Source organism: Curtobacterium sp. MCBD17_013 (assembly GCF_003234565.1).
GTDB lineage: Bacteria > Actinomycetota > Actinomycetes > Actinomycetales > Microbacteriaceae > Curtobacterium.
The window spans coordinates 1-22315 of sequence record NZ_QKTU01000022.1 but is presented as its reverse complement, the minus strand read 5'-3'; the positions used below and the strand labels follow the sequence as shown (position 1 = coordinate 22315).

The 22315-nt window shown below is 72.5% G+C and carries 21 protein-coding genes and 1 riboswitch; of the genes, 9 read left to right on the top strand and 12 right to left on the bottom strand.

Features of this window, described 5'->3' with window-relative positions; genetic code table 11:
- Genes DEI81_RS14955 through DEI81_RS14945 form a run of 3 tightly spaced genes read right to left on the bottom strand, consistent with a single transcriptional unit; the run spans position 1 to position 3543 of the window.
- Positions 1-795, bottom strand: coding sequence for a copper homeostasis protein CutC (locus tag DEI81_RS14955; RefSeq protein WP_258368777.1), 795 nt, complete (start codon positions 793-795; stop codon positions 1-3).
- Positions 792-2372 carry a M81 family metallopeptidase gene (locus tag DEI81_RS14950; RefSeq protein ID WP_111011526.1) on the bottom strand — a complete coding sequence of 527 codons (1581 nt, stop codon included), beginning with the start codon at positions 2370-2372 and terminating at the stop codon, positions 792-794. Before DEI81_RS14950 ends, DEI81_RS14955 begins: the two co-directional genes overlap by 4 nt.
- Positions 2362-3543 carry an ROK family transcriptional regulator gene (locus DEI81_RS14945; RefSeq protein WP_111013063.1) on the bottom strand — a complete coding sequence of 394 codons (1182 nt, stop codon included), beginning with the start codon at positions 3541-3543 and terminating at the stop codon, positions 2362-2364. Before DEI81_RS14945 ends, DEI81_RS14950 begins: the two co-directional genes overlap by 11 nt.
- 245 nt (positions 3544-3788) lie before the next feature.
- Between DEI81_RS14945 and DEI81_RS14940 the strand changes: the two genes are divergently transcribed.
- The 5 genes from DEI81_RS14940 to DEI81_RS14920 are packed head-to-tail and all read left to right on the top strand — an operon-like array spanning position 3789 to position 10197.
- A complete protein-coding gene (locus DEI81_RS14940) occupies positions 3789-5603 on the top strand; it encodes a peptide ABC transporter substrate-binding protein (RefSeq protein ID WP_111011524.1) in 1815 nt (604 codons plus the stop codon).
- Positions 5600-6559, top strand: coding sequence for an ABC transporter permease (locus DEI81_RS14935; protein WP_111011523.1), 960 nt, complete (start codon positions 5600-5602; stop codon positions 6557-6559). Before DEI81_RS14940 ends, DEI81_RS14935 begins: the two co-directional genes overlap by 4 nt.
- Before the next feature lie 43 nt (positions 6560-6602).
- Positions 6603-7523, top strand: coding sequence for an ABC transporter permease (locus tag DEI81_RS14930; protein ID WP_111011522.1), 921 nt, complete (start codon positions 6603-6605; stop codon positions 7521-7523).
- The gene (locus DEI81_RS14925) at positions 7523-9244 is read left to right on the top strand and encodes an ABC transporter ATP-binding protein (protein ID WP_111011521.1); all 1722 of its coding nucleotides are present in this window, start codon (positions 7523-7525) and stop codon (positions 9242-9244) included. Before DEI81_RS14930 ends, DEI81_RS14925 begins: the two co-directional genes overlap by 1 nt.
- Positions 9241-10197, top strand: a complete 957-nt coding sequence (locus tag DEI81_RS14920) for an ROK family protein (protein ID WP_220035699.1) — start codon at positions 9241-9243, stop codon at positions 10195-10197. Before DEI81_RS14925 ends, DEI81_RS14920 begins: the two co-directional genes overlap by 4 nt.
- A gap of 3 nt (positions 10198-10200) precedes the next feature.
- Here DEI81_RS14920 and nagA read toward each other — a convergent pair whose 3' ends face one another.
- The 7 genes from nagA to clpS form a co-directional block, all read right to left on the bottom strand.
- Positions 10201-11367, bottom strand: coding sequence for an N-acetylglucosamine-6-phosphate deacetylase (gene nagA, locus DEI81_RS14915; RefSeq protein WP_111011520.1), 1167 nt, complete (start codon positions 11365-11367; stop codon positions 10201-10203).
- Positions 11364-11852: a YrdB family protein gene (locus tag DEI81_RS16070; RefSeq protein WP_258368780.1), complete on the bottom strand. Its 489-nt coding sequence runs from the start codon at positions 11850-11852 to the stop codon at positions 11364-11366. Before DEI81_RS16070 ends, nagA begins: the two co-directional genes overlap by 4 nt.
- A gap of 5 nt (positions 11853-11857) precedes the next feature.
- Positions 11858-12715: a formyltetrahydrofolate deformylase gene (gene purU / locus DEI81_RS14900; RefSeq protein WP_111011518.1), complete on the bottom strand. Its 858-nt coding sequence runs from the start codon at positions 12713-12715 to the stop codon at positions 11858-11860.
- 60 nt (positions 12716-12775) lie between these two features.
- A complete protein-coding gene (locus DEI81_RS14895) occupies positions 12776-14113 on the bottom strand; it encodes an MFS transporter (protein WP_111011517.1) in 1338 nt (445 codons plus the stop codon).
- 214 nt (positions 14114-14327) lie between these two features.
- Positions 14328-14759, bottom strand: a complete 432-nt coding sequence (locus DEI81_RS14890; RefSeq protein ID WP_111011516.1) for a MarR family winged helix-turn-helix transcriptional regulator — start codon at positions 14757-14759, stop codon at positions 14328-14330.
- A gap of 56 nt (positions 14760-14815) precedes the next feature.
- Positions 14816-15304, bottom strand: a complete 489-nt coding sequence (locus DEI81_RS14885) for a DUF2017 family protein (RefSeq protein WP_111011515.1) — start codon at positions 15302-15304, stop codon at positions 14816-14818.
- Positions 15301-15579, bottom strand: coding sequence for an ATP-dependent Clp protease adapter ClpS (clpS, locus tag DEI81_RS14880; protein WP_111011538.1), 279 nt, complete (start codon positions 15577-15579; stop codon positions 15301-15303). The genes DEI81_RS14885 and clpS overlap by 4 nt, the downstream gene beginning before the upstream one ends.
- Before the next feature lie 93 nt (positions 15580-15672).
- Positions 15673-15758: riboswitch (ZMP/ZTP riboswitch) on the top strand.
- 35 nt (positions 15759-15793) lie between these two features.
- On the opposite strand from clpS, the gene glyA reads away from it, so the two are divergent.
- Positions 15794-17092: a serine hydroxymethyltransferase gene (gene glyA / locus DEI81_RS14875; RefSeq protein ID WP_284158458.1), complete on the top strand. Its 1299-nt coding sequence runs from the start codon at positions 15794-15796 to the stop codon at positions 17090-17092.
- A gap of 29 nt (positions 17093-17121) precedes the next feature.
- The gene (locus DEI81_RS14870) at positions 17122-18042 is read left to right on the top strand and encodes a bifunctional methylenetetrahydrofolate dehydrogenase/methenyltetrahydrofolate cyclohydrolase (protein ID WP_111011536.1); all 921 of its coding nucleotides are present in this window, start codon (positions 17122-17124) and stop codon (positions 18040-18042) included.
- 134 nt (positions 18043-18176) lie between these two features.
- Here DEI81_RS14870 and galK read toward each other — a convergent pair whose 3' ends face one another.
- Together galK and galT are read right to left on the bottom strand one after the other, a co-directional pair.
- Positions 18177-19322 carry a galactokinase gene (galK, locus tag DEI81_RS14865; RefSeq protein ID WP_111011514.1) on the bottom strand — a complete coding sequence of 382 codons (1146 nt, stop codon included), beginning with the start codon at positions 19320-19322 and terminating at the stop codon, positions 18177-18179.
- Positions 19319-20422 (bottom strand): galactose-1-phosphate uridylyltransferase, encoded by a 1104-nt coding sequence (gene galT, locus DEI81_RS14860; protein ID WP_111011513.1) that lies wholly within the window; start codon positions 20420-20422, stop codon positions 19319-19321. The genes galK and galT overlap by 4 nt, the downstream gene beginning before the upstream one ends.
- 89 nt (positions 20423-20511) lie before the next feature.
- Between galT and DEI81_RS14855 the strand changes: the two genes are divergently transcribed.
- Positions 20512-21360: a DeoR/GlpR family DNA-binding transcription regulator gene (locus DEI81_RS14855; RefSeq protein WP_111011512.1), complete on the top strand. Its 849-nt coding sequence runs from the start codon at positions 20512-20514 to the stop codon at positions 21358-21360.
- Positions 21357-22292 (top strand): aldose 1-epimerase family protein, encoded by a 936-nt coding sequence (locus DEI81_RS14850; RefSeq protein WP_111011511.1) that lies wholly within the window; start codon positions 21357-21359, stop codon positions 22290-22292. Before DEI81_RS14855 ends, DEI81_RS14850 begins: the two co-directional genes overlap by 4 nt.
- The last annotated feature ends 23 nt before the right edge of the window (positions 22293-22315 follow it).

The following is a 22315-nucleotide window of genomic DNA, read 5'->3' as shown; positions in this document are numbered from 1 at the left end:
TCAGCGCACCGCGTCGACCGCGGCCCGCGCCGCCGCCACGACGGCCGGGTCCGTGGCCAGGTGGGTGTCCTCGCCCGCGACGCCCATGGGCACGCGACTCGCTCGCGTCCCACGCCCGGCCACGAGCCGCTTCGCGGAGAGGTGCACGGCCGCCACACCCGCGTTCGCGAACGCGGGGACGTCCTGCGGTGCCACGCCGCTCCCCGCCATGACCTGCACCGGACCGGCCGCGGCGACCATCCGCGTGATGGTCGCGAGGCCCTGCGGTGCGGTCGCGGCGCCACCCGACGTCAACACCCGCGTGACGCCGAGCGTCGGCAGGGTCGCGGCGGCGGCGATCGGGTCCGCGGCGTGGTCGATCGCGCGGTGCACCGTGACCTCGACATCGGCCCGGACGTCCCGAGCCGCGGTCCGGAGCCGCGCGATCGTCGCGACGTCGAGCATCCCGTCCGGCCCGAGCGCCCCGACGACGACGCCCCGCGCGCCGGAGGCCACGACCGCCCGGACCTCCCGGATCATCGTGGCGATCTCGTCCTCGTCGTACATGAAGTCACCCGGCCGACACCGCACGAGCACGTGCGCGGGGATCCCGACGGTGACCACGGCCTCCACGAGTCCCTGCGCCGGGGTGACGCCGCCGAGCTCGAGCGCCGTGCAGAGCTCGACGCGGTCCGCACCGCCATCGCGCGCGACGACCGCACCCGCGGCGGACGTGACCGCGATCTCGAGCGCTGGTCGGGCCTCCCGGCCGGGAGGCGCGACCACGGCTGCCGACGTCGGCTGCCGGTCGTTCACTCGTCCGGCCCGGTGAGCGGCACGTCCGAGGCCGGCAGGATGCGCGCCGACAGGTCCGGCTCGGCGGGGAAGGCCCGGTCGAACGGGAACATCGGGCGGCGGATGCGCTGGTGGCCGAGTCGCTCGAGGTCCTGGTCCACGCCGCCGGGGGTGAGGCCGAGCATCCAGTCGGCCGCCATGTCGTACAGCTCGGGCTCGAGGTACCCGATCTTGACGATGACGACGTCAGCCGACCGCGGGTCGAGGTCGAGGTCGGTGAAGTCGTGCTCGTGGTGGTACGGCTTCCGGAGCTCCGTGAGGATCGCGAACACGCTGCCCACCTGCAGGACGACCTCGGTGACGGCGTCCGGATCGCCGTGTCGGATGGCGTGCACCCGCCCGGTCATGGTCAGGGGTCCGGCGTGCCGGTCGTCGACCTCAGCCCCGGCCGTGACGGTCACGATCGCGCCGACGCCGCCTCCCACGGCGGTACGGATCGCCTCCGGTCCGGGGACGCTGGCGTAGATGACGGTCGGACCGCTCGGTTCGGCGAACTCGGGTCGGGCGAGCAGCTCGGTGAGGCCCCACGTCATGTCGCCCGCGCCACCGGCGGTCGGGTTGTCGCCCGAGTCGGAGATGAAGTACGGGCGGGTGTCGGAGGCCAGCGCGGCGTCGAGGCACTCGGCGAACGAGCCGGTGGGGGCGACGAACGCGAAGTCCTCACGGGCCTCCCAGAAGCTCCGGGCCAGGCGTTCGGCGCCCGCGGTGACGGCGTCCTCGTCCCAGCCGGTGACCACGACGACGGCGCGGTTCCGTGGCTCGTCGGCCCAGGCGTACCCGACCCAGATCGCGGCGTCGACGACGCCGTCGGTGGCCTCGACCTCGGGCACGCCCGCGTAGATGTGCGCGGCGGGCTCGATCCGCGTCGAGGTCTGCTCGCCGGGGAGCAGCACCGGCACCGGCACCCACGCCTTCACGGGACGGACGCGCGGGGCGGCCCCACCGTCGGCGGCGTCGGTGGCGGACGGCAGGGTCGGCTGCGCGGCCAGCAGGTCGACCAGGTTGCGGACCGCCCGCTCCTTCGTGTCGAGGGCGTCCTCGTGCGGCGCCATCCGGTAGCACGTGATGAGGTCGGAGGCGTGGGCCAGCTCCCGCGACACGTTGCCGTGCAGGTCCATCGACGTCGACACGATCACGTCCGGGCCCACGACCTCGCGGATCCGTGCGAGCAGCACCGCCTCGGCGTCGTCGAGGCCCTCGACGGTCATCGCGCCGTGGATGTCGTACCAGAGGCCGTCGATCGCCTCGCTGCCGACGATGGCGTCGAGCCGGGTGGTGATCTCGCCGGCGAGCTCCTCGAACGCGTCCCGCGTGACGATCCCGCCGGGCAGTGCCTTGCCGACGAGCGCACCGCGCCACCGGGCGGCCTCGCGGAGCGGCTGCCCGGCGCGGAGGAACGGGTACCGGTCCATGACCTCGTCGCCGCGGAGCGGGTGGAACGCCGGGGCCAGCGTCCGGGCCGGTGAGAACGTCGACGACTCGATGCCGAGTCCGGCGACGGCGATGACCGGGAGGGACGGGCTGGGTTCAGGGGACACGGATCCTCCGGTGGTGGTTGGTGGTGGATGCGCCGGCGACGGCGTCGAGGGTGGCGGTGAGGGCGCGTTGCAGGGCGAACTGCCCGGCGCCGACGAGGCCGGCGTCGGCCCCGAGCGATGCCCGCTCGATCGTGAGGTGCTGGGTGACGAGCGGGTGACACCCCTCGTACAGCTGGCTGCGCACGGCCGCGACGAAGGGTTCGACGGTCGAGAGGATGCCACCGAGGTACACCGCGTCGGGGTTGAAGAAGTTGACGTTGGCGGAGAGCACCTCGCCGAGGTACTTGCCCGCACGGCGGACGGCGCGGGTCGCGGCCGGGTGGGCGTCGGTCGCGAGCGCGACGACGTCCTGCGTGGTGGCCACGTCGACGTCGGACTCCTGCAGGATGCGCACGAGGGCCGCGCCCGACGCCACCGTCTCGAGACACCCGGTGTTGCCGCACGAGCACGGGGTGTCGCCGGCCGCGTCGATGCGCACGTGCGTGATGTCCCCGGCCGCGCCGGTCGCGCCCCGGTAGAGCCGGCCGTCGGCGATGATCCCCGCACCGATGGCCGAGCCCGCCTTCACCATGATCGCCTGGCGACGCTCCGGCGGCTGCACCGCGTGCTCGCCGACGGCCATGCAGTTCGCGTCGTTGTCGACGGCCGCCGTGACCCCGAACCGCTCGGCCAGCCAGGCGGCGACGGGGAACCCGTTCCAGCCCGGCATGCGGCTCGGCAGGTCGACGACGCCCGCCTCGACGTCGACGGGGCCCGGGAGGCTCAGCCCGACGCCGCGGAGCGCGCTCCGGCCCCGGCGTGTGGCCAGTTCCTCGAGCACCTCCGCCAGGCGTTCGAGCCCGGGGCGCGGCCCGTCGACCATGGCGAAGGGGATCGTGCGGACGTCACTGAGGCCACCGCCCGGCAGGACGACGCCGACCCGGGCGTGCGTGCCGCCGAGGTCCGCCGCGAGCGCGTACTCGTCGACGCCCCCGAGGCGGAGCACCTTCCGCGGGCGTCCGCCGGTCGACGAGCGGGTGCCCTCCTCGGCCACGAGGCCGTTCGCGATGAGCTGCCCGACCGTGAGCGACACGGTCGACGGCGCGGCGCCGAGGTGCGTGGCGATCTCGGTGCGGCTGGTCGCCTGTCCCGAGGCGATGAGCTCGAGCACGCGGGCACTGAGCTCAGCCACGGGACCGGTCCCGGGGGCTTTCTCCAGACATGGTCGAACTATCTCCATCGAGGGTGGGGTGGTGGCGAGTGTACGGCCTTGCGCTGTCGCCCTGGCTTTCCGCAGTTCCGCAGAAACGCAGTTTTTACACGGCGGGACTTCTTTCTCCACCTCGTCAGGCCCTTGACTGTGCAGCAGCACGCGCCACCCCTCCCGATCCCCCTTCCACCCCTGGAGCCGACCGGCCCCGTTCGAAGGAGAACACCATGTCCACAGCACGCACAGGGCGGTCCCGCCGCCCCTGGGCGCTCGTCGCGGGAGTGGCAGTCGCCGCGTCCGCACTGCTCGCCGGCTGCGCCGGTTCCGGCGGATCGAGCGCGTCGTCGGGTTCCGACGCCATCGACTACGCCCTGCCCGCGAACTTCACGCCGAACTGGATCCTGCCGATCGGGACCGCGGCGCACCTCAACACGAACAACGGGTCGATCGCGTCGTCGCTCTGGGAGCCCCTCATCGCGTACGACGGCTCGACGGGCGAGATCGCCTGGAACAAGGCCGGCTCGATCGCCACGGCCGCGGACTTCGCCTCGGACGGCAAGAGCGTCACGATCACCCTCGGCGACCGTCACTGGAGCGACGGCAAGGCGATCACCTCGCGCGACGTCGAGTTCTGGTTCAACGTGATCAAGGCGAACAAGGCCGACTGGGCGAGCTACAACGAGGGCAAGGCGCCCGACAACTGGACGTCCCTGAAGACGATCGACGACCGACACTTCACCATCACGTTCGACAAGGCCTACAACGAGCAGTGGATGCTCGCGAACGAGCTGAGCCTCATCACCCCGCTCCCGCAGCACGCCTGGGACAAGACGAGCGCGAACGGCTCGGTGGGTGACGCCGACCGCACGACCGCGGGTGCGAAGCAGGTGTGGAAGTTCCTCAACGCCGCGGCGAAGGACATCTCCGGGTACGACTCGAACAAGCTCTGGACCACGATCTCCGGCCCGTACGCGATCGACTCGTTCTCGACCTCGGGCAAGGTCGTCCTGACCGCGAACAAGAAGTACGACGGCGGCGAGAAGCCCTCGATCACGACGGTCGACCTGCTGCCGTTCACCACGAGCGACGCCGAGACGAACGCGCTCCGCTCGGGCTCCGTCGACTACGGCTACATCAGTCCCTCGGACATCGACCAGAAGGCCTCGTTCACGTCGAAGGGCTACTCGGTCGAGCCGTGGACCGGGTGGGCGATCACGTACATGCCGTACAACTTCCACAACCCGACCATGGGTCCGGTGTACCAGCAGCTGTACGCCCGTCAGGCCGTGCAGATGTCGATCAACCAGCCGCAGCTGTCCAAGGTCGTGTTCAACGGCACCGCGACGCCGGGCTACGGGCCGGTCCCGCAGGCGCAGAAGTCCGACTTCGTCTCGTCGACCCAGACGGACAACCCGTACCCGTACTCCAGCAGCAAGGCGAAGGCCCTGCTGACGAGCCACGGCTGGACCGAGCAGAACGGCACGATGGTCTGCACCGACGCCGGGTCCGGGAGCTCGCAGTGCGGTGCAGGCGTCGCCAAGGGCACGAAGTTCCAGATGCAGGTGCTGTCGCAGTCCGGCTCGACCGTGACGGACAACATGATGAGCGCGATCCAGTCCTCGCTCGCCAAGACCGGCATCGGGTTCTCGATCAAGACCGCCCCGGTCAACACGGTCCTGTCGCAGACGCCGCAGTGCACCGCCGACCAGGACATCTGCAAGTGGCAGCTGTCGTTCTTCGGGACCGCCGGGAGCTGGTACTTCAACGCGTACCCGACCGGTGACTCGCTGTTCCAGACCGCCGGCAGCGCGAACTTCGGGAACTACTCGAACAAGCAGGTGGACCAGCTCATCTCGGCCAGCACCACGTCGACCGACTCGAGCGCGGTGCAGGACTACAGCGCGACGGTCGCGAAGGACCTGCCGGTGATCTGGCTGCCGAGCCCCGACTACCAGATCTCGGTCGTCAAGAAGGGCCTGACCGGATTCGACCAGGACTCCCTGGCGAACTTCCACCCCGCGCAGTGGAAGTGGAGCAAGTGACCACTGCGCTCTACATCGCCCGGCGTGTGCTGCAGGCCGTGATCGTGGTGTTCATCGTCACCGTGATCGTGTTCTGCCTGCTGCACACGCTCCCCGGGGGTCCCGCTCGCGGGATCCTCGGGGCGAAGGCCACGAGCCTGCAGATCGCGCAGTTCAACCGCGAGCAGGGCCTCGACAAGCCCCTCGTCGTGCAGTACGTCTACTACCTCGGTACCTTGCTCCGCGGCGACCTCGGCTCCTCGTACACGCTGAACGAGCCGGTCACGCAGCTCATCGTCGAGCGACTGCCGAAGACCCTGGTGCTGACGATCCTGTCGGCCGTCGTGGCGCTCGCCGTGGCGATCCCGCTCGGCATGTGGCAGGCCGTCCGGCGGAACAAGCCGGTCGACTACGTCGTCACGACCCTCGCGTTCGTGGCGTACTCCACCCCCGTGTTCTTCCTCGGGCTCGTCGTCATCGTGGTGTTCAGCCAGGTCCTGCCGTGGTTCCCCTCGCAGGCCCCGAACGGCAACACGCTCGCCGAGGTCTTCGCCGACCCGGCCGGTCTCGTCCTCCCGGTGGTGACCGGTGCCGCCGCCATGGTCGCCGTGTTCAGCCGGTACATGCGGTCGTCGACGCTCGAGAACCTCCAGGAGGACTACGTGCGCACCGCGCGGGCCGGCGGCGCACGACAGGGTGCGATCCTCCGACGGCACGTCCTCCGCAACTCGCTCACGCCGGTGATCGCGATGCTCGGGTACTACGTCCCGGTGCTCTTCGGCGGATCGCTCGTCGTCGAGCAGCTCTTCAACTACCCGGGCATGGGCCTGCTGTTCTGGAGTGCCGCGCAGTCGTCCGACTACCCGGTGCTCCTCGGCTGCGTCCTCGTCATCTCCGTGGCCACCGTCGTCGGCACGCTCCTGGCCGACGTCATCCAGTCGATCGTCGACCCCCGCGTCAGGGCGGCGACGGCATGACCGGCGACCGGTCCCCGAACCCCCGAAGCAAGGCAGGTCCCGCATGAGCGCCGTCCTCCAACCCGGGCAGACGCCACTGAGCCCGGACTCCGCCGCCGGGCCCGCCGTCGAGGTCGTCGGTGCCACCGGCTTCCGGATCGCGCTGCGCCGGTTCCTCCGCAACCGGCTCGCGGTCGTCGGCCTCGTCGTGGTCGTCCTGTTCGTGCTGTTCTGCTTCGTGGGCCCACTCGTGTACCCGACCGACCAGACGCACACCACGCTGTCGCAGGCGAACCTCCGGCCTGGCGGCGCACACCTGCTCGGCACCGACGCCGTGGGCCACGACGAGCTCGGTCGCCTCATGTACGGCGGGACCGTGTCGCTCCTCGTCGGTCTCGCCGCCGGGCTGCTCGCCACGGTCATCGGCACGCTCTGGGGTGCGATCGCCGGGTACGCGGGCGGATGGGTCGACGCGGTCATGATGCGCGTCGTCGACGCCGGCATCGCCATCCCCGCGCTGTTCATCCTGCTCGTCATCTCGGCGATCTCGACGCCGGACGTCCTCGGGCTCATCGTGATCCTCGGCCTCGTGTCGTGGCTCGTGCCGTCGCGCCTCATCCGAGCCGAGACCCTGACGCTCAAGAACCGCGACTACGTCCTGACACTCCGGGCGATCGGCGGCACGCACGCCCGCGCCGTCATGCGTCACGTGCTCCCGAACTCCGTGTCGACGATCGTCGTCGCCGCGACGTTCCAGGTGGCCGACGCGATCCTCCTCGTCGCCTACGTGTCCTACCTCGGCCTCGGCGTGCAGCCACCCGCGACCGACTGGGGTGGCATGCTCTCGGCGGGCCTCACCGCCGCGTACTCGGGCCGGTGGTGGCTCATCCTGCCGCCCGGCCTCGCCGTGATCCTCGTCGTCTGCGCGTTCAACGCGATCGGCGACGGGCTCCGGGACGCCTTCGACGCGAGAGGACGCGGCTGATGCCGACGACCACCCAGACGACCGTGCCGATCCTCGACGTCGAGAACCTCGACGTCACCTTCGCCACCGAGACCGGCGCCGTGCCCGCGGTGCGCGGGGTGTCCCTCCAGGTCCGGCCGGGCGAGACGCTCGCTCTCGTCGGCGAGTCCGGATCGGGCAAGTCCACGATCGCGCTCGCCGCGATGGGCCTGCTCGCCCCGAACGCCACGCCGAGCGGCCGAGCCGCGGTCGGCGGGACCGACGTCGTCGGCGCATCCGAGCCGTCGCTCGCGGCACTCCGTGGCCGGACGGTGTCGATGGTCTTCCAGGAACCCGCGACCGCACTCGACCCGCTCACCCGGATCGGCACCCAGATCGCCGAGGTGATCCGCAACCACCGGCAGGTCACGGCGGCCGACGCCGCTCGCGAGGCCGTCGACCTGCTCCGCCGCGTCGGCATCCCCGACCCCGAGCAGCGCGCCTCCGCGTTCCCGTTCCAGCTGTCGGGCGGCCAGCGGCAGCGCGTCGTCATCGCGATGGCCATCGCGAACGAACCGCGGCTCCTCATCGCCGACGAACCGACCACCGCACTCGACGTGACCGTCCAGGCCGAGATCCTGGAACTGCTCCGCCGCCTCGCCGTCGACACCGGCACCGGGGTGCTGCTCGTCACACACAACATGGGTGTCGTCGCCGACTTCGCCGACCGCGTCGCCGTCATGCTCCACGGCGAGATCGTCGAGACCGGCAGCGTCGAGGAGGTCCTCCTCCGACCGGAGCACGAGTACACGAAGCGGCTCCTCGCCGCCGTGCCGCGGCTCCTCGTGGCGGATCCGGACCGGCCCGCGCCCGTCCCCGACGACCCGTCGACGGTCGGGAGGGACGGCACGCCTCCGGTGGTCGACCTGCGGGACGTCGGGGTCGCCTTCGGTCGTGGCCGCCGCGCCGTGCAGGCCCTCGCCGGGGTCGACATCCGCGTGCACGCGGGGGAGACCGTGGGCCTCGTCGGCGAGTCCGGGTCGGGCAAGTCGACCGCGGCGCGCGTGGCGCTCGGTCTCGTGCTGCCCACCTCCGGGACCGTCGCGCTCTTCGGCCAGGACCTCCTCCGGACGCGAGGGCGTGCACGACGGGCCCTCCAGGGCGGGATCGGGGTGGTCCTCCAGGACCCGGTCGCGTCGCTCGACGCCCGGATGGCGGTCGGCGAGTGCATCGCCGAGCCGCTCCGCGTCCACCGCCGGGGCATGGGTGGTGCCGAACGGGACCGCCTCGTCGCCGAGGCCCTCGACGCCGTCCGGCTGCCCCGTGCCCTGGCCGGACGCGCTCCGCGCGAGCTCTCGGGAGGACAACGGCAGCGCGTCAGTCTCGCCCGGGCCCTCGTGCTCGGGCCGAAGCTCCTCGTGGCCGACGAACCGACGAGTGCCCTCGACGTCAGCGTGCAGGAGGCCGTGCTCGAGGTCATCACCGACCTGCAGCACGACCTCGGGTTCGCGTGCCTGTTCGTGTCGCACGACCTCGCCGTCGTGCAGCACTTCGCCGCACGGGTCGTCGTCATGCGCGGCGGGCGGATCGAGGAGCAGGGCCCGACCGGCCGGACGCTGCTGCACCCCGAGACCGACTACACGCGCCGGCTCCTCGCGGCCGTGCCGGTCCCGGACCCCGTGCTCCAGCGCCGCCGACGGTCGGAGCGACAGGCGGCGCTCGCCGCCGGCTCCGGAGGACCGGTCCCGGGGGAACGCGCGTGAGCCGCACGGACACCGCGGCCCCGGCCCTCCCGACCGATGCGCCACGTCGCCTGCTCGCCGGGATCGACGTCGGCGGCACGAACACGAAGGTGCTGCTGTGCACCGAGGACCTCGTGGTGCTCGACCGGACCGACGTCCCGACACCGGCGCACGACGGCGGCGCTGCGATCGTCCGCGCGGCGGTCGCGGCGGTGGGCGCCTTGCTCACGCGGGAGCACGGCACGCTCATCGGCGTCGGGGTGGGCGCGGCCGGTGTCGTCGACGCGGCGAGCGGCACCGTGCTCGTGACCGGCGACTCGTTCACCGGCTGGGCCGGCTTCGGGGTGACCGCAGCGATCGAGGCCGCGCTCGGCGTCCCGGCGACCCTCGACAACGACGTGAACGCGTTCCTCCGCGGCGAGGTCTCGGCCGGCGCCGTGGCGGGGGAGCGGGACGTGCTCGGCATGACGCTCGGCACCGGGGTCGGCGGCGCACTCATCCTGGCGGGCGAGCTGTACGACGGGCCCGGTGGTGCCGCCGGCGAGATCGGTCACGTCCCGGGGTTCGGCGACGCCCGGTGCACCTGCGGGCAGCGCGGGCACCTCGAGACCCTGGCGTCCGCACGGAGCATCAGCGCGCGCTACGCCGAGCGCACGGGCTGGGCCCGCCACGCGCACGAGGTCGCCGCCGCTGCCGAGGCCGGCGACGCCGACGCCCGTGCGGTGTTCGACGCCGCCGGGTGGGGGCTCGCGCGGGCGATCCTCCTGACCGCGGGGATCCTCGACGTCCGGACCGTCGTCATCGGCGGCGGGGTGTCCGCCGCGTGGGCGTTGCTCGAGCCGCCGATGCGCCGGGCACTCGAGGCCGAACCCCCCGTCAGCGGCGCCGTCGTCCGGGTCGAGCGGGCCCGGCTGGGCAGCGACGCGGTGGCGCTCGGTGCGGCGTCGCGCGCCCGGGCGCTCCTGGCCGGCTGACCGTCAGTCGGCGGAGGCCCCGGCCACCGGCACCCCCGCAGCCCACACCCCCGCGACGGTCCAGTCCCCGCGGAACGCGACGACGTCGGCCGCGTACCCGGGTGCCAGTCGGCCCAGGCGCTCCCCCTCGCCGATGGCACTCGCGGGGACGGCCGTGAGTGCCGCGACGGCATCGACGAGCGACACGTCGGTCTGCGTCAGGGCGATGCGGAGGGCGGCGTCCTGCGTCAGCGTCGATCCGGCGATGGTGTCCGAGCCGGCCACGTGCGCGACGCCGTCGGTCACCCGCACCCCCAGGTCGCCGAGCATGTAGTCGCCGTCGGGGGAGCCGGCGGCCGCCATCGCGTCGGTGATCAGGGCGACACGGCCGGGGGCGGCGCGGAGCAGGATCCGCGCGACCGCCGGCGCGACGTGGACGCCGTCGAGGATGAGCTCGAGCGTCACACGGTCGTCGGCGATCGCGGCCGAGATCGGCCCGGGGGCACGGTGGTGGATCCCCGGCATGGCGTTGAAGGCGTGGGTGAGCATCGAGGCACCGAGGTCGAAGGCCCGCTGCGCGGTCGCGTGGTCCGCCGTGGTGTGCCCGACCGCGGCGACGACCCCGGCCTCCACGACGGCGGGGATCGCCCGCTCGGCGCCGGGCAGTTCCGGCGCGATCGTGATCTGGCGCAGGACCCCCTCGCCCGCGGTGAGCAGCGCGGCGACGGCGTCCGGATCCGGGGGGACCAGGTACGCGGGGTGGTGTGCGCCGCGGTTGTCGGGCGACAGGAACGGTCCCTCGAGGTGCGCGCCGAGCACGAGCGGGTCCCGGGCGGCGAGCGCGCGGATCGCGGTGAGGTGGTCGACGAGCACCGGCACGGGGTTCGCCACGAGGCTGATCACCGACCGCGTCGTGCCGTGTGCACGGTGGACGGCCAGGCCGGTCGGGATCTGGTCCGGGTGGTCGTAGGCGCCGCCGCCCCCACCGTGCCCGTGGAGGTCGACGAACCCGGGCGTGATCGTGGCCGTGCCGAGGTCGACGACCTCCTCCGCTGCGGGGGCGTCCGGTCCGCTGCCCGTCGCTCGGATCGTGTCGCCGTCGAGCAGCAGCCACGGGTCCTCGACGATCCCGGACACGTCGACCGCGCGAGCGGCGCGGAGGAGCGTGGTCCGGGCCTCCCGGCCGGTCACGGTGCGGTCTCCCGGCGACCGACGACGATGCCCGACACCGCGGCGACGACGATGAACACGAGTCCGACCCACGGCCGGCCGATGGAGAGCCAGGCGCCGCCCGCGGCGACGATGAGCGCGACCTCGACGATCATCTTGCCGACCGCGTCCGTCGGGATCGGGGACCGCGGCGAGCGGAAGAAGAACCACACGAGTGCGGCGAACACCGGTGCCCCGACCATGAACACGACGGCGGGGCTCGGGAAGGCCCACGAGATGTAGCCCCAGTAGGCGAGCGAGAACAGGCCGAACACCATGACGGCCACCCGGACGACCGTCCAGACGTCGACGCGGCGGCGCGGCCGGGAGGCTCGGGGAGCCCCCGCCGCCGACGTGCGGCCCGCGGCGGGTGCGGCGCGGCCTGGAGCGGGGGCGGCGTGGCCCGCGCCGGCTGCGGGCGGTGCGACGTCCTCCCAGTCGACGGGGGACTGCGGTGGGTTCGACATGTCGCTCACCGGAAGATGATCGTGCGGGAGCCGCCGTCGAGGAGCACGCGGTCCTCGGCGATCCAGCGGACGGCCTGGGTCAGCGTGCGCGATTCCTCGTCCTGTCCGATGGACACGAGCTGCTGCGGCGTGCGGGAGTGGTCGACCCGGACGACGTTCTGCTCGATGATCGGTCCCTCGTCGAGGTCGCTCGTCACGAAGTGCGCCGTCGCCCCGATGAGCTTGACGCCCCGCGCGTGGGCCTGCCGGTACGGGTTGGCGCCCTTGAACCCGGGCAGGAACGAGTGGTGGATGTTCACCGCACGGCCGGCGAGCGCGGCGCACAGCTCGGGCGAGAGGATCTGCATGTAGCGGGCGAGCACGACGAGCTCGATGTCGTGCTCCTCGACGGCCTGGAGGACCCGCGCCTCCATGGCACGCTTGCTGGCCCCGTCGACGACCGCGCGGTGCTCGAACGGCACGGAGTAGAACGCGGCGAGCTCGCCGAGGTCCGGGTGGTTCGACAGCACCAGGGGCACCTCGATCGGGAGCTGCCCGTTCCGCTGCCGGTACAGCAGGTCGTTCATGCAGTGCCCGGCCTTCGACACGAGCACGAGCGTGCGCAGGGGGCGCCCGACGACGTCGAGCTGCACGGTCATGTCGTACCGCTCGACCACGGGGGCGAGCGCGGCCTCGAACGCCGCGCGCGAGACGGGTGCGAGCACCTGCAGCCGCATGAAGAACGTGTTCGTGTCATCGCTCGAGAACTGCTGCGACTCGGTGATGTTCCCCTCGGCCGCGACGACGGCGCCGCTCACCGCGTGGACGATCCCGGGGCGGTCCTGGCAGACGAGGGTGAGTGTCCAGTGGGTCGGGTCGGTCACCCGCTCAGCGTATCGGGGCGAACGGACGGCCTGGGAGGCCCGGCGCACGTCCGCCCCGCGTCAGCCCGCGGCGCTGCGATCCGCCCGCCGCAGTGCCCGGTCGAGGATCGTCAGTGCGGACAGCAGCAGTGCGACGCCGACGATCACCCATCCGAGCAGGTGCAGGTCCGGCGTGGTGGGGCGCTCGCCGAAGACACCGCCGATGAGGGACGACGCGGCGATCGCCCCGATGTACACGCTCGTCCGGGACAGACCCGCCGCGGTGCCGATGTACGACGAGGGCACCTGCCGGTACAGCGCCGCCTGGTTCGAGACCGACGCGAGCCCCTGCGGCACCCCGAACATGGTCGGCACGAGGGCGATGAGCCAGACCGGGCTGTCGGCGTGGAGGCCGAGGAGCAGCAGCCCGCCGACGACCGGGACCGTGGCTGCGATCACGAGCGGCGTCCGGACGCGGGTCCGTCGCGCCACGAGGAACGACACGACGCCGGCGATCACGGCGGAGGGAAGCTGGATGTACCCGGCCTGGTCGCTCGAGTAGCCGGCGACGTCCTGCACCCACTGCGAGAACCCGTAGGTCATCGTGTACGCGACCATGTAGACGAGGAACAACCGGATGTACGTGCGGCTCAGCGCCCGGTTCGTGACGAGGAGCCGGACGTCGATGAACGGCTTGGCCGCCCGGAGCTCACGGAGCACGAGGGCCACGAGCAGCGCGACGGCGACCCCGAGCAGCCACCAGAGGCCGTCGGACAGGTCGAGCAGGAACACGAGCAGCGCGGACACGGTCCCGGTCATGAGGAGCATGCCGGCGGGGTCGAGCGCGGTGAGCACCGGCACTCCGTCGTCGCGGCGGGGCCGCGACGCGTCGGACGGCAGCCACAGCCCCGCGACGACGAACCCGAAGGCGGCGAGTGGCACGTTGACGAGGAAGATCGCGTGCCACCCGAAGGCGGCGATGAGTGCGCCCCCGAGCGGTGGCCCGGCGGCCGCGGAGACCAGGGACGTGATCGAGAGCGCGCCGAGCACGAGCGGCGGGGTCGGCTTGCCGATGCGCTCGGACTGCTGGCGGAGTGTGGTCAGGGCGGCCGGGTAGGCGGACGAGGTCCCGATGCCGATGAGCACGCGAGCGGTGACGGCGCCCCCGAACCCGGTCAGGAACTCGGGCACGAACCCGGCGACGCCGACGATGACGAGCCCCGTGAGGAACACCTTCTTCGGCCCGAACCGGTCAGCGAGCTTCCCCATCGACGGCTGGGCGACGGCGCTCGCGAGGTACAGCGCCGCGACGAGCCAGATCGCCTGCGCGGACCCGATGCCCAGGTCGCGGGAGATCGGCGCGAGCGCGACGGACACCATCGTGGTGTTGATCGGGTTGAGGAGCGGCCCGACGAGCACCGGGACGAGGAGCTTCGGGCCGAAACCGGGGTGGCGCTGCCGTGCGGGGCCGGTGGTGGGGACGGATGCGGTGGACGCGGACGTGACGGCGGCTTTCGGTCGGTGCGGCGAGCGGGAGGTGCGGCGAGCGGGAGGTACGGCGAGCTGGAGGTGCGGCGAGCGAGCGGGCGGGGTGGCGGCGGAGCCACGGCGTGAGCGCGGTGCGGCGCCCGCGTCAGGGGTCGACGAGCGACCCGAGCACGTCGATCGCGCGCTCGACGGCGGCGCGGTCCTCGGCCGGGAGGCCCGCGAGCCGGTCCGCGACGAGGCGCGTGCGGCTCGCGTGGGAACCGGCACGGGCTTCCCGGCCGGCGGTGGTGAGCTGGACGAGCGCTCGCCGGCCGTCCGTGGGATGCGGCTCACGGACGGCGAGACCAAGTTCGACGAGACCCGCGATCGTGGCACCCATCGACTGCGGGCGCACGCCCTCGGCGCGGGCGAGGTCCGCGGTGGTCTGCGGGCCGTCGCGGAGCAGGCGGCCGATCACGGCGGACTGGGTCGGCGAGATCTCGTCGGTCTTGGCGACGAGGAGCGTGCGACGGAACCGGCCGTGCACGGCGATGAGCGCCTCGGCGAGGTCGATGTCTGGTGCGCTGCGCTCGGTCACGCGACGACGCTACGCCTGGGAAGCCAGACTTGCAAGGCAGACTTCCATTGTGGGGCTCAGTCCCCGTGCCCCTGCAGGGTGACGACGAGGTGTTCCTGCACGTAGCCGAGCCAGTCGTAGACGTCGCGGAGTCCGATCTCGCTCGCGACACCGTCCGGATCGGCGTCGGGGTCGTCCGGGTCGTGGTCGGTGATCCCGAGCCGCTCCGCGACGGTGAGCCGCAGGTCGGTGAGGCAGCGGAGCCACGCCTGTTCGGCCTCCCGGTCGAAGGGTCCCGACGCGCGACCGGTCAACCAGTCGTGCACGATGCGGGCGTTCTCGGCCTTCTGCGTCTGCAGGTCGACGATCGTGTAGCGGCGGAACTCCGCGGACGCCTCGGGGTCGTCCGGGTACGCGACGGGGAACAGCCGCAGCGCGACCGGATCACCGGCCAGGTCCCCCTGCAGGATCTGCATGAGCTGCGCCGTCAGACTCTCGAGCACGCTGCGCTCGCCCCGCGACAGCGTCAGGTGCACGCCGTCGCGACGTCGGACGAACGGGATCACGTGGCGTCCCTGCCGACCGTCGCCTGCAGACCGAACCCGTGCATGGCCTCGACGTGGCGCTCCATCTCCTCGCGCAGACCGCGCGCGACGACCGCCCGGCCCTCGTCGTTCACCTGTCGCATGAGCCGTTCGGCCTTCTGTCGCGGGAAGCCGAAGTAGGTCTGGAACACGTACGTCACGTACGACATGAGGTTGACCGGGTCGTCCCACACGACCGCGACCCAGGGCGCGTCCGAGCGCGTGCGCTCCCGGACGTCCAGGTCGGGCTCGAGCATCGTCACCCCTCCAGGGTCGCACGCGCCCGGTCGCTTCGCCCACTGCTCGTGCAGGCTCGGCCCTCGCGCCCGGGAGGCCTGCCTTGGTACGATCCCTGCTGTCGCGACTGGCGTTGGATGGGTCACCATCGGGGAGCGGCAACAGACACGGATCGCGGCCGTACGCCTGGGCCACGTGACCCGACCGTTCCGTGAACGACCACGAGGAGCCACCGTGTCCATCTCCGAGCCCAGCGCCGCCACGTCCGACCGCCTGCCGTCCACCTTCAACGCCCCGCTCGCCGAGGTCGACCCGGAGATCGCCCGGGTCCTCGAGCTCGAGCTCGGGCGCCAGCGCGATTACCTCGAGATGATCGCGTCCGAGAACTTCGTGCCCCGCGCGGTGCTCGAGTCGCAGGGCTCCGTCCTGACGAACAAGTACGCCGAGGGCTACCCGGGCAAGCGCTACTACGGCGGATGCGAGTTCGTCGACATCGCCGAGCAGCTGGCGATCGACCGGGCGAAGGCGCTGTTCGGCGCCGCGTACGCGAACGTCCAGCCGCACTCCGGCGCCCAGGCGAACGCGGCCGTGCTGCACGCGCTCGCCTCCGCCGGGGACACCATCCTCGGGCTCGAGCTCGCGCACGGCGGGCACCTCACCCACGGCATGAAGCTCAACTTCTCGGGGCGGCTCTACAACGCGGTGGCCTACGGCGTCGACCCGGAGACCTTCGAGGTCGACTACGACGACATCCGCGCGAAGGCGCTCGAGCACCGGCCGAAGGTCATCATCGCCGGGTGGTCGGCGTACCCGCGGCAGCTCGACTTCGCGAAGTTCCGGGCGATCGCCGACGAGGTCGACGCCAAGCTCTGGGTCGACATGGCGCACTTCGCCGGGCTCGTCGCCGCGGGCCTCCACCCGTCGCCGCTGCCGCACGCGCACGTCGTGTCCTCGACCGTCCACAAGACCCTCGCCGGGCCGCGGTCGGGCGTGATCCTGTCGAACGACGAATCGCTGTTCAAGAAGCTCAACTCGGCCGTGTTCCCCGGGCAGCAGGGCGGGCCGCTCATGCACGTCATCGCGGCGAAGGCCACGGCGTTCAAGCTCGCGGCCGAGCCCGAGTTCAAGGACCGCCAGGAGCGCACCGTCCGCGGCGCCAAGATCCTCGCCGAGCGCTTGACGCAGCCCGACGCCAAGGCAGCGGGCATCGACGTCCTGACCGGCGGGACCGACGTGCACCTCGTGCTCGTCGACCTGCGCGCGTCCGAGGTCGACGGCAAGCAGGCCGAGGACCTCCTCCACGAGGTCGGCATCACCGTGAACCGCAACAGCGTGCCGTTCGACCCGCGGCCGCCGATGGTGACCTCGGGCGTCCGGATCGGCACGCCCGCCCTCGCCACCCGCGGGTTCGGCGACGCGGAGTTCACCGAGGTCGCGGACGTCATCGCGGCCACGCTCATGCCGGAGCCGGACATCGCCGCGCTCTCGGCCCGGGTGAAGGCCCTGACCGCCGCGTTCCCGCTGTACGCGTGAGCGACACCGGCACGGCGGCGGAGCACGAGCTGCCGCCGCTCCCGCGCGACCGCTTCGACGCCGACGGCACGGCGATCCGGGTCGACGGCGCCGCGTTGGCCGCTCGCGTTCGGGGCGAACTCCGGACCCGCGTGGCACGACTGCACGAGCACGGCGTGCGCCCCGGACTCGGGACGATCCTGGTGGGCGAGAACCCCGGTTCGCTGTCCTACGTGGCCGGCAAGCACCGTGACTCGGCCGAGATCGGCATCGAGTCGGTGCGGATCGACCTGCCCGCGACGGCGTCGGCGGCCGACATCCGCGCGGCGATCCTGCAGATGAACGACGACCCCGCGGTCACCGCGTTCATCGTGCAGCTCCCGCTGCCCGAGGGCATCGACCCGACGCCGATGCTCGAGCTCATGGACCCGCACAAGGACGCCGACGGCCTCCACCCGACGAACCTCGGTGAGCTCGTGCTCGCGGTGCCGGGAGGCGCGGGGACGATCGACGCGCCGCTCCCGTGCACGCCGCGCGGCATCGTCGAGATGCTCCGCGCGTACGACGTCCCGATCCGAGGACAGCACGTCACGATCATCGGGCAGGGGCTGACCGTCGGACGACCCCTCGGGCTCCTCCTCACCCGGCTCGAGGCGACGGCCACGCTGACGCACTCGCTCACGTCCGACGTCGCGGCGGAGACCCGACGGGCGGACATCGTCGTCGCGGCCGCTGGTGTCGCGGGTCTGGTGCAGCCCGACTGGGTGCGCCCCGGTGCGGCGGTCATCGACGTCGGGATCACCCGCGTCGTCGACCCCGAGACGGGTCGGGCGAAGCTCCGTGGCGACGTCGACCCCGCCGTGGCGTCCGTGGCCGGGTTCCTGTCGCCGGTGCCGGGCGGCGTCGGGCCGATGACCCGGGCGATGCTCATGAAGAACGTCGTCGAGGCCGCCGAGCGCCACCGGCACTGAGCTCGCCGCGCCGGCCGTCGGCGTCGAACACGCCGATGCCGTTCGAACACCGGGATCCCCGTGTTCGAACGGCATCGCGCGGTTCGATCTCGCTGCTGGTCGGCGCCGTGGGAGCGTCGTCCCGACCGCCGGCGCTACGCGTCGTGCCGGGCACCCTCGTCGGCGTGCACGGTGAACACGGTGGGCGCGGAGTGCCCGGCCGCGGCGAAGGCGGCGGTGACAGCGTCCGCGATCGTGCCCCGGGCCTCCCGATCGACGAGCGCGATGGCGGCGCCACCGAACCCGCCCCCCGTCATGCGGGCACCGACGGCGCCGTGCTCGAGCGCGGTCTCCACTGCGAGGTCGAGTTCGGCGACCGAGATCTCGAAGTCGTCGCGCATCGACGCGTGCGACGCGACGAGCAGGTCGCCGATCGCGCGTGGACCCTGCTCGCGCAGCGTGCGGACGGTGTCGAGGACACGCTGGTCCTCGGTGACGACGTGCCGGACGCGGCGGAAGGTCTCGTCGTCGAGGAGCTCCTGCGCGCGGGGGAGGTCGTCGACGGACAGGTCGCGGAGCGCGGACACGCCCATCACCGAGGCGCCCCGCTCGCAGGACGCCCGACGTGCGGCGTAGCCCCCGGTGGCGTGGGCGTGCTGGACGTGCGTGTCGATGACGAGCAGCTCGAGCCCCGCGGCGTCGAAGCCGAGGTCGACGACCTCTGCCTCGAGCGATCGACAGTCGAGGAACACGGCCGCGTCCTGCCGGCCGAGCAGCGACGCCGATTGGTCCATGATGCCCGTGGGTGCCCCGACCGCCTTGTTCTCGGCCCACTGTCCGACGCGCGCGAGCTCCTGCCGGTCGAGGCCGAGGCCCCACAGCTCGTCGAACGCCAGCGCGACGCCGCACTCGATCGCGGCGCTCGACGACAACCCCGCCCCGACCGGGACCTCGGAGTGGATGAAGACGTCGAGCCCTGTCGCGCCGGACAGGTCCGCCCCCCGGTCCTGCAGGGCCCAGGCGATACCGAACACGTACGCCGACCAGCCGTCCATGTCGGCGGGATCGAGCGCGTCGAGTGAGCGCTCCTGCACGCCGCCCTCCGGGTCGAACGACGACGCGACGCGGAGCAGCCGGTCGTCGCGCACGCGGATGTCGGCGACGGTACGGCGGTCGATCGCGAACGGCAGGACGTACCCGTCGTTGTAGTCGGTGTGCTCGCCGATCAGGTTCACCCGGCCCGGTGCCGAGTACCGCGTGGTCGGCTCCGCGCCGAAGACGCTCTGGAAGTCGGTGGTCATACGCGTTCGATCCCTCCTCGGATGAACTCGGCCTGGGCCTCGGGCACGACGTCGCCGATCCAGGCGCCCATCGCGGCCTCGCTGCCGGCCAGGTACTTGAGCTTCGTCTCGGCACGCCGGGGCGACGTGATCTGCAGCATCAACCGGACGGCGTCGCGGCCGATCGACACCGGCGCCTGGTGCCACGCCGCGATGTAGGGCGTGGGGGAGTCGTAGAGGGCGTCGAGGGCCCGTGTCAGGCGCAGGTGCATGTGCGCGAGCTCGTCCTTCTCGGCGTCGGTGAGGCCGGCGAAGTCGGGGACGTGCCGGTGCGGCAGCATGTGGATCTCGAGCGGCCATCGGGCGGCGAAGGGCACGAACGCTGTGAAGTGCTCGCCCGCGAGGACCACCCGGTCCGACGCCCGCTCGTTCGCCAGGTGCTGCTCGAACAGGTCCGGTCCGAAGCGCTCGATCGACGCCAGGAGGCGCTGCGTGCGGGGCGTCACGTAGGGGTAGGCGTAGATCTGCCCGTGGGGGTGGTGCAGCGTGACCCCGATCGCCTCGCCGCGGTTCTCGAACGGGAACACCTGCTCGATGCCCGGCATGGCGGACAGTGCGGCCGTGCGGTCGGCCCACGCCTCGACGACGGTCCGGGCGCGGGACTCGGTGATCGACGCGAACGAGCCGCTCGTCTCCGGGCTGAAGCAGACGACCTCGCAGCGCCCGACGGACCGGTAGGTGCGGTTGAGGCCGACCTCGGACAGCGCGGCCACCGACGGTGGTGCGTCGTCGGCCTCGAGGTCGGGACCGAACGAGGGTGACTTGTTCTCGAAGACGGCGACGTCGTACCGGCTCGGGATCTCCGACGGGTTCTCGTCCGTCTGGGGCGCGAGCGGGTCGAGGTTGGCCGGCGGCAGGAAGGCGCGGTTCTGTCGAGCCGAGGCGATCGACACCCACTCGCCCGTCAGGACGTCCTGCCGCATGTGCGCCGTGGCGGGACGCGGGTCGAGCACGCGCTCGTCGATGCGACGCTCGGCGGGCAGCTGCGTGTCCGCGTCGTCGAAGTAGATGAGGTCACGACCGTCCGCGAGGGTCGTCGCCCGCTTGGTGATCCCGCTCACTGGTGTTCCTTCCCATCGGTGGACACCGGGCAACCCTACTCCCGGACGAAGGATTGCGAAACGGAACGGAAGCAGACGAAACTGGTGCGATGACCGACCTGTCGCAGCGGGACCCCGACGCGGCGGAGCCGAGCGCGCTGCCGGCCGTTCTGCGCCACGACCGCATCGTCGAACTCGTCGAGGAGGCACCGGGCCTCGTCCGGACCGCCGACCTCGCCGCCGCCGTGGGGACCAGTGCGGTGACCGTCCGCGCCGACCTCGCGACCCTCGACGCCGCCGGCCGGATCCGACGTGTGCACGGTGGTGCCCTGCGCCCGGCGCAGCCCGGGCGCGACGAACGCCCCTACGAGGAGACCGCGGTCGAGCACGCCGCCGCGAAGCGGGCGATCGGCCGGGCCGCCGCTGCCCTCGTCCGGTCGGGGGAGTGCGTCGTGCTCGACGTCGGCACCACGCCCGCCGCCGTCGCCGAGGAACTCGTCGCCCGCCGCGACCTCGCCGACGTCACCGTCGTCACGAACTCCCTGACGAACGCGCTCGTGCTCGAGCGGGCCGTGCCCCGGTTCACGGTCGTCGTGACCGGCGGCACGCTGCGTCCCCTGCAGCACTCGCTCGTCTCCCCGTTCGTCGGCACGGTCCTCCCGATGATCGCCGCCGACCTGGCGATCATCGGCTGCACGGGCGTGTCCGTCGAACGCGGCGTCACGAACGTCAACCTGCCGGAGACCGAGGTCAAGCGCCTGCTCGCCGGAGCGGCTCGGCGTACTGTCGTCGTTGCCGACGGGGCGAAGCTCGGTCGGTCCCACATCGGTGTGGTCGGTGCCCTCGACAGCGTCGACGTCCTCGTGACCGCCGGCGTGCGCGGGTTCGACCTCGCCCCCATCCGTGCCGCGGGCGTCCAGGTGCTCGTGGCGGACGATCCCGAGGAGGACCACGCATGAGCGGAGCACCCACCGGCGGCCAGTACCACCTGCGGCACGCCGGGCCCGACGGTGTCGTCGAGGCCGACATCACCCAGGTCGCGGCCGGCATCCGGCAGCTCAGCGTGAACGGGTTCGCGCTCACCGAGTCGTTCGGTCCGCACGAGATGCCCGCGGGCGCGTGCGGGATCGTCCTCGTCCCGTGGCCGAACCGCGTCGCCGGGGCGACGTGGCAGCTCGACGGCACGACCCAGCAGCTCGACGTCACCGAGCCGAAGTACGGCAACGCCAGCCACGGGCTCCTGCGCTACGCGCCCTACCGCGTCGTCGAGCAGACCGAGTCGACGCTGGTGCAGGAGGCGACGGTGTACCCGCAGCACGGGTGGCCGTTCCTGCTCGAGACCCGCGTGCACCACGAACTCGTCGACGACGGCCTGCGCGTCACGCACGAGATCGTCAACCGGTCCGATCGCCGTGCGCCGTTCGCCGTTGGCAACCACCCGTACCTGCGGGCGGGGGACGCCCCCGTCGAGGAACTCACCGTCACCCTGGACGCCGCGACCCGGTTCACGACCGACGAGCACAAGGTGCCGGACGGCTCCGAGTCGGTCGAGGGGATGCCGTTCGACCTCCGGGGTGGCCGCGTCGTGGGCGAGAGCGACCTCGACACCGCGTACACGGACGTCGCCGCCGACGCCGAGGGCGTGCGACGGACCACCGTCCGGGCGGCCGACGGCGACGGCGTCGAACTCTGGCAGGACGCCTCGTTCCCCTACGTGCAGGTGTTCACCTCGCGCGAGTTCCCCCGCGGCGACGGTGTCGGGCTCGCGCTCGCGGTCGAGCCGATGACCGCGCCCGCGAACGCCCTCAACAGCGGTGAGGGGCTGCGCTGGCTCGAACCGGACGAAGCGTGGACCGGCAGCTGGGGCATCCGCCGGGTCTGGTCGCGGTAGCGGGAGCGGGGGCGGTCATCGGC

Bases quoted from the DNA above. Each gene is read 5' to 3' on its own strand.
- DEI81_RS14940 (WP_111011524.1), top strand. From the start codon at position 3,789: ATGTCCACAGCACGCACAGGGCGGTCCCGCCGCCCCTGGGCGCTCGTC.
- DEI81_RS14930 (WP_111011522.1), top strand. From the start codon at position 6,603: ATGAGCGCCGTCCTCCAACCCGGGCAGACGCCACTGAGCCCGGACTCC.
- DEI81_RS14925 (WP_111011521.1), top strand. From the start codon at position 7,523: ATGCCGACGACCACCCAGACGACCGTGCCGATCCTCGACGTCGAGAAC.
- DEI81_RS16070 (WP_258368780.1), bottom strand. From the start codon at position 11,852: ATGTCGAACCCACCGCAGTCCCCCGTCGACTGGGAGGACGTCGCACCG.
- clpS (WP_111011538.1), bottom strand. From the start codon at position 15,579: ATGCTCGAGCCCGACCTGGACGTCCGGGAGCGCACGCGCTCGGACGCG.
- galK (WP_111011514.1), bottom strand. From the start codon at position 19,322: ATGACCACCGACTTCCAGAGCGTCTTCGGCGCGGAGCCGACCACGCGG.
- DEI81_RS14855 (WP_111011512.1), top strand. From the start codon at position 20,512: ATGACCGACCTGTCGCAGCGGGACCCCGACGCGGCGGAGCCGAGCGCG.
- DEI81_RS14850 (WP_111011511.1), top strand. From the start codon at position 21,357: ATGAGCGGAGCACCCACCGGCGGCCAGTACCACCTGCGGCACGCCGGG.